The 13,261-nt window shown below is 43.3% G+C and carries 14 protein-coding genes; all 14 read right to left on the bottom strand.

Annotation, left to right across the window (positions count from 1 at the left end):
- Nucleotides 1–2: 2 nt before the first annotated feature.
- The 14 genes from IEV39_RS11135 to IEV39_RS11070 all read right to left on the bottom strand — a co-directional run bounded on the left by IEV39_RS11135 (nt 3) and on the right by IEV39_RS11070 (nt 13,261).
- Nucleotides 3–773 (bottom strand): sulfite exporter TauE/SafE family protein, encoded by a 771-nt coding sequence (locus tag IEV39_RS11135; protein WP_005282767.1) that lies wholly within the window; start codon nt 771–773, stop codon nt 3–5.
- A gap of 11 nt (nt 774–784) precedes the next feature.
- Complete coding sequence (gene truB, locus IEV39_RS11130) at nt 785–1,678, bottom strand: tRNA pseudouridine(55) synthase TruB (RefSeq protein ID WP_005282765.1); 894 nt, start codon at nt 1,676–1,678, stop codon at nt 785–787.
- Nucleotides 1,679–1,816: 138 nt separating this feature from the next.
- Nucleotides 1,817–2,188: a 50S ribosomal protein L19 gene (gene rplS / locus IEV39_RS11125; RefSeq protein WP_004657502.1), complete on the bottom strand. Its 372-nt coding sequence runs from the start codon at nt 2,186–2,188 to the stop codon at nt 1,817–1,819.
- 192 nt (nt 2,189–2,380) lie between these two features.
- Nucleotides 2,381–3,121 carry a tRNA (guanosine(37)-N1)-methyltransferase TrmD gene (trmD, locus tag IEV39_RS11120; RefSeq protein WP_005282761.1) on the bottom strand — a complete coding sequence of 247 codons (741 nt, stop codon included), beginning with the start codon at nt 3,119–3,121 and terminating at the stop codon, nt 2,381–2,383.
- A gap of 45 nt (nt 3,122–3,166) precedes the next feature.
- Complete coding sequence (gene rimM, locus IEV39_RS11115) at nt 3,167–3,715, bottom strand: ribosome maturation factor RimM (protein ID WP_004776004.1); 549 nt, start codon at nt 3,713–3,715, stop codon at nt 3,167–3,169.
- A 16-nt stretch (nt 3,716–3,731) separates the two neighbouring features.
- Nucleotides 3,732–3,989 carry a 30S ribosomal protein S16 gene (gene rpsP, locus IEV39_RS11110; RefSeq protein ID WP_004776006.1) on the bottom strand — a complete coding sequence of 86 codons (258 nt, stop codon included), beginning with the start codon at nt 3,987–3,989 and terminating at the stop codon, nt 3,732–3,734.
- A gap of 163 nt (nt 3,990–4,152) precedes the next feature.
- A complete protein-coding gene (locus IEV39_RS11105; RefSeq protein ID WP_005282759.1) occupies nt 4,153–4,653 on the bottom strand; it encodes a type IV pilin protein in 501 nt (166 codons plus the stop codon).
- A gap of 43 nt (nt 4,654–4,696) precedes the next feature.
- Complete coding sequence (locus IEV39_RS11100) at nt 4,697–9,214, bottom strand: pilus assembly protein (protein WP_005282755.1); 4,518 nt, start codon at nt 9,212–9,214, stop codon at nt 4,697–4,699.
- Nucleotides 9,215–9,226: 12 nt separating this feature from the next.
- Entirely contained in the window at nt 9,227–9,958 is a 732-nt protein-coding gene (locus IEV39_RS11095; protein WP_005282748.1) for a pilus assembly PilX family protein, read from the bottom strand.
- Nucleotides 9,955–10,983 carry a PilW family protein gene (locus IEV39_RS11090; protein ID WP_005282746.1) on the bottom strand — a complete coding sequence of 343 codons (1,029 nt, stop codon included), beginning with the start codon at nt 10,981–10,983 and terminating at the stop codon, nt 9,955–9,957. Before IEV39_RS11090 ends, IEV39_RS11095 begins: the two co-directional genes overlap by 4 nt.
- 1 nt (nt 10,984) lies before the next feature.
- Nucleotides 10,985–11,470, bottom strand: a complete 486-nt coding sequence (pilV, locus tag IEV39_RS11085) for a type IV pilus modification protein PilV (protein ID WP_005282743.1) — start codon at nt 11,468–11,470, stop codon at nt 10,985–10,987.
- Nucleotides 11,467–11,970: a GspH/FimT family pseudopilin gene (locus IEV39_RS11080; protein WP_005282741.1), complete on the bottom strand. Its 504-nt coding sequence runs from the start codon at nt 11,968–11,970 to the stop codon at nt 11,467–11,469. Before IEV39_RS11080 ends, pilV begins: the two co-directional genes overlap by 4 nt.
- A gap of 318 nt (nt 11,971–12,288) precedes the next feature.
- Nucleotides 12,289–12,705 (bottom strand): type IV pilin protein, encoded by a 417-nt coding sequence (locus IEV39_RS11075; protein ID WP_252512718.1) that lies wholly within the window; start codon nt 12,703–12,705, stop codon nt 12,289–12,291.
- Between the two features lie 28 nt (nt 12,706–12,733).
- The gene (locus tag IEV39_RS11070) at nt 12,734–13,261 is read right to left on the bottom strand and encodes a type IV pilin protein (RefSeq protein WP_005282730.1); all 528 of its coding nucleotides are present in this window, start codon (nt 13,259–13,261) and stop codon (nt 12,734–12,736) included.

The following is a 13,261-nucleotide window of genomic DNA, read 5'->3' as shown; positions in this document are numbered from 1 at the left end:
AATCAGCTTCCACTCAAAATTTGATAGCCCAAACGGCAAATCAAGATACTCACCAGAATCAGGAATAAAATACGGATAAAGCCACTGCCATATTTTAAAGCCAAGCGGACCCCCAATAATGAACCGGCAATATTGGCAACCGCCATCATCAAGCCTAATTCAAACAGCACATGACCGGTTGGAATGAAGAAGCTTAATGCCGCCAGATTGGTCATTAGATTGCCAATCTTTGCCAATGCCGAGGCATGTAAAAAATCGACCTGTAGAAAACGAATAAAAAAGAAAATAAAAAAACTGCCTGTACCCGGGCCAAAAATACCATCATAGAAACCAATGGCTAAACTACCGATTGCAGCAAGCAGCAGTAACTTTGGGGTAATCTGCTGATCAACATGGACTTGCCCAAACTGCTTTTTGGCGAAGGTATAAATCGCGATCACAATCAGCATGACCAAGACAATCGGTCTTAAGATATGAGTGGGGATCAGAGAGACACAGGCGGCACCAATAAAGGAACTGATAAAGGCAAACAGCGCAATCACGCCTAACAGCGACCACTGCAATTTCACCCGACGTACAAATGAAAATGCAGCCGAGCCTGTCCCACAAATAGAAGCCAGTTTATTAGTACCAAATAAGGTGGCTGGCGCGGTCTGTGGTAAAGCACCCATCAATGCGGGAATCTGAATCAACCCACCTCCACCGACGGCGGCATCAATGGTTCCGGCACAAAAAGCAAAGAACACCAGTGTCAGAATCAGTTCCCAATCCATGGACAATATCCTTATAGATTTAACAAACGTTTAGGGACCAGACGTTTTTTATCAGTGATTTCAGCCAGACCCAGGCAACGTTCGCCATCAAACACCAGCACTTCAGGCGCAGCTTCATGATCAATATTGCTTTCCTGACCATTGCCAAAATATTTTTCACGGCCTTCCGGCAATTGCACACGCGGGAAATGCTCGATGGGTGCATACACGGGTAACAATAACGCATCACGCTGTTCTTGGGTCAGACTTTCAAGATACTCAATGGTATAACCTGGATTAATCTCAAAATGTCCGGTTTGGGTACGATGTAACTTGGTGAGGTGTCCACCGCAACCCAAAGCTTCACCAATATCTTCACCCAATACGCGAATATAGGTACCTTTCGAACAGGTCACATCCAGCGTCAGGCTATCTTCGGTAAAATCCACCAGAGTTAAATCATAAATGGTTACTGGACGTGCTTCACGTTCAATCTCAATCCCTTTGCGCGCCAGTTCATACAATGGACGACCTTCACGCTTCAATGCTGAATACATCGGCGGAACTTGCTGAATATCGCCTCTGAACTGTGCCAGCACCTGCTCAATACCTTCTGCCGTTAAAGCTGGTACTTCTCTCTGCTGGAGAATTTCACCTTCAACATCACCCGTCGCCGTGGTTTGTCCTAACTTGACCGTGGTTTGATAACGTTTGGTTGAATCGAGTAAATAATGTGAAAATTTGGTCGCTTCCCCCAAACAGATCGGCAATAACCCGGTCGCCAATGGATCAAGTGCCCCTGTATGGCCCGCCTTTTGCGCATTAAACAGACGACGCACCTTTTGTAGTGCCGAGTTAGAACTTAAACCTAAAGGTTTGTTTAATAGGAATACACCGCTTAAATGACGGTAAGCACTTTTTTTCATAAAAAGAAAAGTCAAAGCATAAAGACCTATTTTAGCAAAACTAGGTCGAGGATTTAGAAAAGGATTGGCTTTTAAGCACAAACAGGCATAAAAAAATGCGCCAAAGGCGCATTTTTTTGCTTTACAACAAAGTTAAAATTAACCTTGTTTACGAGCTGGTAACTTTTCACGAATACGTGCAGCTTTACCAGACAACTCGCGTAGGTAGTAAAGTTTAGCACGACGAACGTCACCACGACGTTTCACTTCGATCTTAGCAACGATTGGAGAGTGAGTTTGGAAAACACGCTCAACACCAACACCGCTAGAGATTTTACGAACTGTGAAAGCAGAGTTTAAACCACGGTTTTTCTTCGCGATTACAACACCTTCAAATGCTTGAAGACGCTCACGGTCACCCTCTTTTACTTTAACTTGAACGATAACTGTATCGCCCGGTGCAAAAGCAGGGATGTCTGATTTTAACTGTGCATTTTCAACAGCTTGAACTAAAGGATGTTTACCACTCATGTGGAATCTCCAATATGTGCGGGAGAGAAGAGGTCTCTGACGCCGCTGGGAATAGAGGCTAAAGCGCATATTTCCCGTTTAACTTTCCCCTTAAGACGGAAGTCCTAAAGAGCCTATTTTTAACTTAAACCAAGTTTAAGTAGAACTCGAAGCAAAGCTTCTCGTTGGGTGCGAAGATCAACTGATAGCAGTTTAACCTTTCGAATTTTTTAACCATTTCATTTGCTGTTTGCTCAACGCTACTTTTTCAACCAGTTCAGGTCGACGATCTAAAGTCCGTTGATAACGCTGCAAAAAACGCCATTTCTCAATATTGGCATGATGTCCTGATTTAAGTACCTCAGGCACATCCAGCCCTTCGAAATGGTCAGGCTTGGTATATTGTGGACAATCCAGCAGACCATCCACAAAAGAATCTTGGATCGCAGATTGCTCGTCAGTCATGACATTCGGCAAACGGCGAATAATACTATCCAGCAACACCATGGCAGGAAGTTCACCACCCGATAAAACGTAATCCCCGATTGACCATTCCTGATCAACATAATGCTGGATTAAACGCTCATCGACACCCTCATAACGTCCACACAATACAATCAAACCATCATAATCAACGAATTGTTGTACTGCCTGCTCATTTAAGGTTTTGCCTTGCGGTGACATATACACCACTGGGGCATGAACACAGCCTGCTTGTGAAGCAAGTTGTTTGGCATGATTAATTGCTTTTGCCAAAGGCTCAGCCATCATCACCATACCAGGGCCACCACCGAAAGGACGTTCGTCCACCCGTTTGTAATTGCCCTCAGCAAAATCTCGTGGGTTAATGCAAGTCACTTGCACGATGTCACGCTTTGCTGCACGTCCGCTAATCCCGTACGCTGTAATCGCTTCAAACATTTCAGGAAACAATGTGATGACTGCAAAAAACACCGCAGACTCCTCTATTTTCCTGCTGCGCTACTTTCCCCAAAAGGATTAGTAGTCTACGCCCCAATTGACGTAAATACGACCAGCTTCAAGATCAACGCGTTGTACCACATCTTTATGCCACGGAATCATTCGCTCTTCAGCATCAACACTATCAGCAGTCGCTTTGACCACCATGACATCATTGGCACCGGTTTCAAACAGTTCGTAGATTTGACCGAGATTGACTTCCTGTTCTTCATCATCAAGACCTAACACCGTTAGACCTTTAAGATCAGACCAGTAGTACTCGTCTACATCTGCTTTTGGAAGCTGAGATTTGGCAATCCAGATATTTGCGCCAACCAGATTTTCTGCACCCGTGCGATCATTTACGCCTTTTAATGCAACAACCAAGCCTTTGCCATGTGGTTTCCAACGTTTCACATCTATGGTTTGCCAACCTGCCTTGGTCTCAATGTACCAAGGAAGGTAGTCAAACATATTACTCATAGGTTCAGTATTTGAATAAACCCAGAGCCACCCATTCAATCCATAAGCTGAACGTAACTGTCCAATCTGAATACGATCTTCTGGCACATTCTGTGTCGATGTCATGGGCTACCTACTACAATTACGCAGCAGTTGCAGCTTTTTTAGCTTGAGCAGCTAAAGAAGCAACGCGCTCTGAAGGTTGAGCACCTTGAGCAACCCAGTGAGCAAAACGGTCAGCGTCTAAACGAACTTTTTCAGCTTTACCTTGTGCAGTTGGGTTAAAGAAACCAATACGTTCGATGAAACGACCGTCACGTGCGTTACGGCTATCAGTTACAACGATTTGATAGAATGGACGTTTTTTTGCACCACCGCGCGCTAAACGAATAACAACCATGAGAACAACCTTATAATTTTTACGGATTATCCCTGCGCCGACCATCGGCAACACTTCAAACCCCTTTCATAGAGGGCGATATTCTACGTTAAATCAACTCTGAAATAAAGATTATTTTTCGGCTTATCCACAGCTTTGAATTTAATTGATAAAATCTGCCGGCTTACCAGTCTTCCTGCCCGAGTCCACAAGCTTGAGCGGTTATATTTGCAGGTGTTTTGGTCTTACATTTAATTCCCGCACTGGTCAAAAGCAAGGAATAATTTCGGGGGTTTTCACTCACCGTTGTTAAAGCCCATGTTTGCGCATTCAGCGTTAAGGTCATGGTAAATTTCTGCTTGCCACTGCTTGCATCCAAAGGTAACAACAGGCTGTTATTGCTTGCACTCGCTACCGAATAATAGGGTCCCTGATTGGTCGAGGTGCCTTTTAGCACAAAACCATCGTAACTAAAGTTACGTGCCCGATGCTTTTCCAGCAGTTCTGCAACCTTAAGCATCTCCTGTTGTGCCGTAGACAGTTCCGCACGACGGATATAGACCTCATAACTCGGTATCGCGATCGCTGCAATAATTGCAACAATCGCCACCGTAATCATCAGTTCAATCAAAGTGAAGCCCGTAGCTTTAATTAATCTACTTTCGTCGCAGGAAGGAGAGTGCATATCTCTCCTACCCTTTAGGGCAACATAATAATATCGCTTCCTTTTATTCATTACGTTCATACCAAGTCAGTGGAACCAGTTGGCGACGCATGGTATTCGCAGATAATTTGCTACTTCCGATTTTATCCTTGGCATTCGGATTAAGTAACTGACGGGTAATTCCATTTTTGTCATTGAGTCCGATACCTGCGCCCACCATCGATTCAACAATTCCATGCCCGGCGCCAAAGCTCATCGTGCTATCTTTGACATCTTGTTCACAAACCCCAAAAGGTAAGCAATAACGTTGCACTGTCGTAGCACCATTGGCTTGAATTTTACAACCATTCCCTGCAGTAGTATTTGGATTATAAACACTGACATAGAGACTCTTGTTCATCACCACCATTTCGCCCAGAACTTTACTTCCGGTCTGGCTGCTTAAAGCCGTCTCATTCCCCTGGTCATCCAGCTCTTTTCCAACAACGCTATTGGCTTGTACATACCAGCCATTTGGAATCATGGCCTTGACTTGCACCAGATTTTTGCCTTTTAGATCACTGGCTGTCAGCATCGCTTTAAGATCCGTTGCCAAAAGTTTTGGCGTGCTACTACTATTACCGATCGAAAAGTTGCTGCGCACCACATCCTGATCAAAAATATTATAAACCGTACTACTTGAGTTCTTATCGCTATATGGCAGGCTGCGGTTTCCTGAGGCGATACTCACCACGGCAAGAGGTTGCTCATAACCGTAGACACTAAAGTTTGGTGCTTCATAGAAACGGCTATTGCTATCTTTAAACAGCATCGTATAACTGCCACATCCGCTATCTTTGGTTCCAAGATCCTTATTCAAATCGATCCGCCAGACTTGTCCTCCCAAGTCACCAAAATAAAGATGATCAGCCAGTCCATCTCCGTCTCGGTCCACTGCATTGATCCGGCTCACCACACTATATAAGTCTTTCATTTTCATGCCATGATTGCTATCTCCAGAACCACATGATGTGCTTTGATTATCGCCGCCTGCATACCAGATCAGGTCACCATTGTCTGCATCGAACATATATACCATACGTCCTTTGGTTGCATTGGTAATCACGGGTGCGGTTTTTTCATATTCCATATCATAGCCACCGCCAACAACCATGACACGTTTTGCTGCACCGTTATACATAATGCTGGTAATGGTCGGTTTAGACCAGCTTTGCCCCATCGCAGCTAAAGCCGTATTGGTGGTGGTTTTATAAGACCCATCAGCTTGCAGGCTAATAATGCGATTACGATCCGGATCAATATGAAATTTAAGTTTGGGTTGACTGATGTCGCTGAGATCCAGGGCGTAATAACTGCGTCCTCCCATACGTAAACCACCATAGGCGATTTGCTTACCTTTCGCGACAACTTTACCATCGCTCTTGATCTCGCCCACAGTCGCGACAATCTCACTGCTGACGCTACCACTACTCACCGCTTTCATGCCGTAAGCGTATTCGCTATACATGGTCCAAGCGCCATCGACCCCATAAGCCATATCAGCTTTTACACCCGCTGGCTTTTCCAGAAATGCTTTGCTTTGCTGGGTATTTTCCAGCATTTCATTCGGTACAAAAGCAAAACTTTCTTCACCGGTTTTGGCATCAACCACATGTAAAACACCTTGGGTGGTGCCAAATAACATATAGTCCTTACGCTCTTTTACACTGTTGTCTGCATTAAAGACCGCTTCCTGAGTCAATTTAACCGGTGTGGAATGCAGGTTCATACCCACTTTCCAGTTGGTCCGGTTTGCTTCTGTCAGATCTGCTGTAGTTGCGGCATTCCCCACGTTATATCCCAACAGATTCATCAGCAGATAACCTTTATCATCGGAACGGGCTGTTGTAGCGGAGCCACATTTGATGTCCAGATATTTATTATTAATTGTCTTTAAGGCACCCACTTCAGTGAATTGATAGGCGGTGGTATTGTCAATTTGCTGACAGTCGCGATTGATCAGGACTTTACGCTCTGTAATGATCGGCTTGGTCGGATCTGAATTATCGGTTTTATTTTTCAGATTTTTAAGTTTGGCAAGTAACCCGCCCTTATTCCAGTCCTGTACATCATAGCTGTTTGCTGAAATATCCCAGGCATCTTTCAGCTTATTCACCGAGTTGTCTGTTTCAACGTAGTATTTTTTGAAGTTCCCGATCCAACTGGCTTTTTCAGTCGGTTCAAACATACTTTTATAAACATCGTTACTCATGCGATAAGGCGTAAGCGGATCTTCAGGTATCGTCTGCAACCCGATCGGATCACCATCGGTTACACCTAAATTATCGTGAAAATCCTTAATACTTTGCGCAATATTCTGGCTATTGGCTGCGTTATACCACCCCCCACCACCAATCACACCCCAACGCGCCATATTCTTGATGTCTTCTGGATTACGCGGTAATAAACGATCTAACAAACTGGTAATTCCTGTGGTCAGGCCACTTCCAATCAGACTATTTGGTAATAAACCATCCAAGAGGGAACCAGTTACGCCCAGCAAATCTCTTACCGCTTTAGGCACAATACCTGTTAACAACTGATCCTGTGCAACATTGGTAGTTGAAATCTGGGTTAGGCCTTTCGTATCCGTGCTATTTTCTTGTCCAGCGATATATTCAGGAAGTTGTAAGAAAGAGCGATCAAGACCAATCACGGCCGTCTTAATTGGATTGGTTTTTAATGCACGAATATCACGTGCATAGGCGCCGATACACTGCCATGTCGCAAAGTCAGTATTGTCATTTGAGTTCTTGTTATTACCAAGCGTGGTCGACTTCAAATCTGTTGAATTACATCTAAAACTCCAACTATCATTCAAACGGCCATCTTTATATTGAACATTTAAACTCTGAGAGTTATCCAAAGAGCGCGCCATTAAACGTTCCATTGCGACCTTAGTCGCTTCGGATTGGCTGCCTTTAGGTTGTAATAAAGAGTCAGTTAAAGTCGGTGCTATTGTCGGTACGCCACCCGCAATGACCATTAAGCCATTGGCATCGCATTGTGGGGCAGTTGAAGGTGCTTGATAAAAATTACCGTTACTTTTAATCAGTGGATTAATTGTACTGTTATTCTTTTGGCTATCCGTAAAACCGCTATATTTCGCATTTACATCAGAGCGATATTCATAATATATCTCTTGTGATCCTACACTTAATATCCCTAACACATTGAGCAAATTCGCATCAACAGATTTATAGCCATTCGTATCTAGACTACCTAGACCTAAAAACCCAACATCATCCCAAGTTGCACATGTTGTACCATCTGTCTCCCATCCAGTACATTTATAACTAGTTGGAATTCCCAACCCTCCTATTTTAAGAAGATAATTGCGTTTTCCATATTGTCTTGCTCCAGTCCCTTTGGTGGTATTGCCAAGTAAATAAGCTCCTGTTTCTGCATAGGTACTTGCCATTGGATTGTTACCACCTAGCCCCAGCATATTCAAAACATCTTTTAATGCATTGTTAGTGTTTTCTAAATTTAAGAGTTCACCCACTGCATCAAATGGATTCTTTAAAACTCGCCCAAGCGTTGCAACCACATCATTAAGCAAACCACCCACCAGTTTAGGAACAATCGTCAATAAACTTTGCAGATTAAACTCACCTTTTGAGTCCATATTGGCGCTGGCAATATAATCAATGATGTGCTGACGATGACTCTGTGTTTTTCCGTTATAGGTATAGACATCACTCAGCAATTTAGGCTCAAATACAATTGCCCCAGCACGATCATTGGCAATATGGTTATAAGGTGAAATTGATAAACCGACCATAGTACTATCAGGTATCCGCTCCATATCTGGCAGACCCGCCTCACCCTTCTTACCTTTTAACACATCAGTCAGCGCCATACGGACGCGGGAGTTTTTATCGTAGCAGCGATAAATTCCCACAGTAGATGAATTGGTAATGGATTTGAGTAAACTAATATCAATCAACGGATCGCAGGTTTCACGAATATACTGTTCTGCCGATAAACCTGTTTTTACCCCTAATAGACCATTCAATAAATTATCTAACAGCTTGACGGTTGCATCTGTTGTTACGACCGTACAGGATTGGCGCGGGAATGGATACGTCGTATTCGGCTGTTCGGTTTTGATTTCAGCAATAGAATCTAAAATTCCTTGTCCCTGTCCATTGCCGAGCACACCTTTCAAAATCGCCTGATTAATCAGATCAGTGGCTTCTTTTGTGACATTAATGAGATCGGTCTGACCCGCAATTTTTATACCGAGATTTAATCCATTTTTACCCAGTACATCGGTGACACCTTGATCAACACAGAGTGGATAGTCTTTCACCAGGTCTAATAATCCTGCTCCGCCCATACTACGAGACTGGTCCACCATCAGCATTAAACGTTTTTTATTGCCAGCGGCAGGTTGATAAATTTCAATATCACTGGCTGATGCCACCGATGAAAGAATGAGAAGGCTGGACAACACCGTACAGCTTAACAACAAGCCTTTAACTTTATTCTTGTGCTGACCTTCATATCTTTCTAGTCTCTTCATCTTGTTATTATTCATGGCATTTCTCCCTTATGAACCTGTTGGTTCAAAGTCAGACAAGAAACGATATTCTGCGACTTGTATGTTATATATCGGTTTTTCTGTATTTTTTTTAAGACAGCTGGCAACCTCATTGATACCTTTATTATCTATGCTCTTGGTTAGGCAACCTTTGTCAGGATCATTGTCTGCTTTAAATAAAGCATCAGCCGTTAACAACCCTTGCATCACCGACACCACATAGACACGCAAGCGAATATTGTTCTCAGTCTTTGCCCCTGTTACCTCTGTCCCACGGGATAGATCAGCAAAAGGTTGGGTAGGTGTTAACTGTCTTTTGATATAGACCTGAGTCACCACCTGTTTACGGCCACTTGAGGTTTTTGCCGAGGTTTCAGTACATGCACCCGCACCAGAGCTATTAATGTTAAAAGATTGGCTGTTTAGCCGATAACCCGCTTTACTCAAGGCAAAGGGATCTGCTCCTGAAAAGCAAAATACCAGCTCTGCATCTTTGTTATTTTCATTTTTAAAGAATCCGACTACACCATTTGCAGAAGCAAGATTTTGCTGCGTGTTTGGATCTTGAAAATACATCAGGGCTGCATCCGCATTCTGGGCCAGCAAAGTCTGGATCTGATGATTACTCACCAGCTTTAATGAACTGATACTTTGACGTATCGCCAGTGTCCCAATAATCGTAATCATTAATAAAATCATGAGTACAACAATAAGTGTCGCACCACGTTGAGCCTGAATCATGTTCCAGTCCCCCCATTTGTACAGGTTGTGGTTTTGCTGCTATCACAACCTTCTGAAACCCACCCCATTGCATTGCGTAAAGAGACGGTTTGATTCACGACCTGACGTAAATAATTATCCTGATAGGCCGGTATCAGCTTGACGGAAGTCCCCAAGACCTGAAATGGTTCTTTATTGCGTTCTTTAATAATCGACTGGTTGCCCGTTTTGTCATCAGAACGAACCAATACGCCTAATTGAATGGCATGGACATGCGGTCGGACAAGTTGTGTTATCCCATCAATATTTTTTGAAGTTGCTTTTAAAGCCATATAGTTTTTAATATCGGCATAAGCCAAGGTACTGTTGGCACTATTGAGATCACCGTCCATATACCCCAAACGCACCTGAAAGAAATCGACATTGGGTAAAATCACCTGACTGCCTGCCCAGGCAAGTTTCAAACGATCTGTTGAGGTTTTTGCATCAAGTGAAGCCTGACGATATTGGGCTGCCTGACAGCGTAGGGATTGACGTGAATCCTTTGCGGTTGATCCTACATAATAACGCTGTACCACAAATGTCCCGCTACTCACGTCTTTGCCCGAGCAGTCCAGTCCGCCTTGGGGTGCTTGGTAACGGATGAGTAACTGGTCATTGGTCAGCCCCGTCACATTAGCATTGCCAAAACTGCTAAGCTGGTTATTGGCAAAGCAATCTGCACAATTCAGATCAATTTTTTCACCGACATTGCTTGAAGTCAGCAAAATTCCGGCATAACCAATCTGGTCATTGACTGCGGGTACAGGTGAGCTCAGATTGGCTTTACGGATATCATCTACAATAAAATTCAGGCCTAAACTGGCGTTGTCCTGAATATGTGCCATGGCTTTTTGCAATTTATAACTGGTGATTCCGGTAATAAAGAGTTGAATGGCCGCTGCAACAATCAATAGCCCTAAAGTGATTGAGATCATCAGCTCAATCAGGGTAAAGCCAGATTGGCTGTTGCTATAGGATTTACAGTCTGCGAGGCTTTTATCCATGTTAATACGCCTCCAGAAACAGACAGTGTGATCCTGAAACATAAGCCCCATCTTTAATACATGAGGCAATTCCATCATTTCCTGCCAGATTGGTTTCATCCCAGGCGACATAAATACATTGTCGGTTATTACCTGTTGGGCATTGATCTACAGCAAGATTCATCCCGCTGTCTTTGGCTTGTAGGGCCGCATTCTGTAAATCCTGTATCACGATTTTTTCAGGTTTATCCGCTACATTTGATACTGACGCTTTTGGGACTTCTACCGCTGCAACCTTATATTTTCCAGCCCGGGTCGCCTGTGGATTGGCACGCATTTTCTCTGCCAGATCACGTGCAATGGTTAAGGCAATCACCTGTTTATTGGCCTCCAGACTGGAATCCACTGCCCGTAGTTGCAAGGCCGCAAAACCCAATACGCTGATCGCCAATAAGACCAGCGCGACCAAGACTTCGACCAGCCCCACACCTTGTTGTTTTATCTTCATGGGCAGGCTCCTTCCGTGATAATGGTATCCCCGATTACCCCCACCCGAACACAATAGGAAAGGCCTTGTCGCTCCAACACAAAGTCTTTTTGTGCAGCAATACTGCCATTCGTTCTAAAACTGAGACTTGTCGCAGAGGCATTGGTTTGAGACACGCCATTTTCTAAACGGGCAATAAAAATGCGTTGTGTTTCAGTTTTGGGAATCGCAATTGCAGTTGCACAGTCTTCGAGTGATAAAGATGCCAGACATAGGCCGGTAGTCTGGCGAAGTAAAACGGCTTGGCTTCTTGCTTCTGACACCTTCATAGTCAGCTCACGTACCGAGGACTCTAACTTTTGGCGGTTATACATGGCAGCAAATGAAGGAGCTGCCATTAAAGCAATGATTGCCAAAACAGCGATGGTGATGATCAGTTCAATCATCGTAAATCCCGAGCGAGGTTTAACCTGTGCACAAGATAAAGAGAGATGCTCCACGTCGTAATGGGCTTGTTGCATATAGTCCTCCATATGCACAAATCTTTTTGTTGTAACAGCGCTCTCAAGTATTTTAAGTAAGTAAAATCAATTCATTATATAAATGAGAGAAGCACTATTTTTTCGTGATTGTTTTCATGTTTAGTTATCAATTTCAACCTAAAATACACGAAAAGCTACCATTAGGGGATAAAAGGTATAGAACAGCAGATAAGTGATAATTTGATCACATTTACTTGTTATTATTGTTAATAATGTTAAATGAATTAAAAAAAAGTATTTATAAAAAAAGCAAACCGCTAGGATTTGCTTTTTTATGAAGCTATTACAGTTATAAGGCTAACGACCATCCCAGTTGCTGGTTGCAGAGGGAACACAGGCCGTACCACTATTCTTATCAGAGCCTTTGGTCCAGCAGCGCTGTCCGCGGTTATTTAAAACCAGATGACCATCGCCAGTTTGTGTTCCTGTGGGGGTTGCGGTCAAAGTCCATGTGCCTGCAGCTACATCAGACAACTGTAAATTATATAAAGTTAATCCAGTCTGGGGACTTAGACCATTGTGATGAATATCATCCAAAGAAATCGGCACCCCATTTTTTAGAAATGTAAAATTGATAACCTTATAACGCTGTAAACGAGCAGCAATATCAAGCATTTCACTTTCCACTGCCACACGTTTAGTCTTTCTTACATATTCATTGTAAGAGGGATACGCAATCGCAGCCAGTATGCCAATCACCGCAACAACGATCATTATTTCAATCAGGGTAAAACCAAGGCTCTTACCAGTTTTCACTATCTGCTCCACAAGGATTCGTTGATGATAATTTTGTGCTGGTCAATACTTCAGACCCAATGAGTTTATCTTTTGTTCTACAGCGAACACCTCCACTTGTTAAGAGATAACTATAATTTTGGTCTTGTAGAGCATTGCACGTGGTACATCCTGATCCATAATTTACTGTAGAGTTCGCTTCCGCCAATATCACCCATCCTTGTCCTAAAGCATTGGTATCATTCAATGCTACTGTAGGCACAGTAGCATCTCTAACAAGTATCGTATATTTTTTTTGCGAACCAACGGTACTAACAGGAACGGCCATAGAAGTCGTTGTAAAACCTCTATAATTTAAATTACGTGCTTTATGTTGCTCTAGTAAAGTCGCTAAACGCTGCATTTCATGCTCTGCCTGAGAGGCTGCACCACGACGCGCAAACTGCTGATAACTCGGTATGACAATTGCAGCGAGGATAGCAATAATTATCAACACCACCATTAACTCAATCAAGGTAAAACCTTTATGTTTCAT

It is taken from the genome of Acinetobacter courvalinii, assembly GCF_014635545.1.
Taxonomy (GTDB): Bacteria; Pseudomonadota; Gammaproteobacteria; order Pseudomonadales; family Moraxellaceae; genus Acinetobacter; species Acinetobacter courvalinii.
This window is presented reverse-complemented; position numbering and strand designations above follow the sequence as displayed.

Bases quoted from the DNA above. Each gene is read 5' to 3' on its own strand.
- IEV39_RS11090 (WP_005282746.1), bottom strand. From the start codon at position 10,983: ATGGATAAAAGCCTCGCAGACTGTAAATCCTATAGCAACAGCCAATCT.
- rpsP (WP_004776006.1), bottom strand. From the start codon at position 3,989: ATGGTTGTTATTCGTTTAGCGCGCGGTGGTGCAAAAAAACGTCCATTC.
- IEV39_RS11095 (WP_005282748.1), bottom strand. From the start codon at position 9,958: ATGATTCAGGCTCAACGTGGTGCGACACTTATTGTTGTACTCATGATT.
- IEV39_RS11070 (WP_005282730.1), bottom strand. From the start codon at position 13,261: ATGAAACATAAAGGTTTTACCTTGATTGAGTTAATGGTGGTGTTGATA.
- pilV (WP_005282743.1), bottom strand. From the start codon at position 11,470: ATGAAGATAAAACAACAAGGTGTGGGGCTGGTCGAAGTCTTGGTCGCG.
- truB (WP_005282765.1), bottom strand. From the start codon at position 1,678: ATGAAAAAAAGTGCTTACCGTCATTTAAGCGGTGTATTCCTATTAAAC.
- IEV39_RS11135 (WP_005282767.1), bottom strand. From the start codon at position 773: ATGGATTGGGAACTGATTCTGACACTGGTGTTCTTTGCTTTTTGTGCC.
- IEV39_RS11100 (WP_005282755.1), bottom strand. From the start codon at position 9,214: ATGAATAATAACAAGATGAAGAGACTAGAAAGATATGAAGGTCAGCAC.
- IEV39_RS11075 (WP_252512718.1), bottom strand. From the start codon at position 12,705: ATGATCGTTGTTGCGGTGATTGGCATACTGGCTGCGATTGCGTATCCC.
- IEV39_RS11080 (WP_005282741.1), bottom strand. From the start codon at position 11,970: ATGCAACAAGCCCATTACGACGTGGAGCATCTCTCTTTATCTTGTGCA.
- IEV39_RS11105 (WP_005282759.1), bottom strand. From the start codon at position 4,653: ATGCACTCTCCTTCCTGCGACGAAAGTAGATTAATTAAAGCTACGGGC.
- rplS (WP_004657502.1), bottom strand. From the start codon at position 2,188: ATGAGTGGTAAACATCCTTTAGTTCAAGCTGTTGAAAATGCACAGTTA.
- rimM (WP_004776004.1), bottom strand. From the start codon at position 3,715: ATGACATCGACACAGAATGTGCCAGAAGATCGTATTCAGATTGGACAG.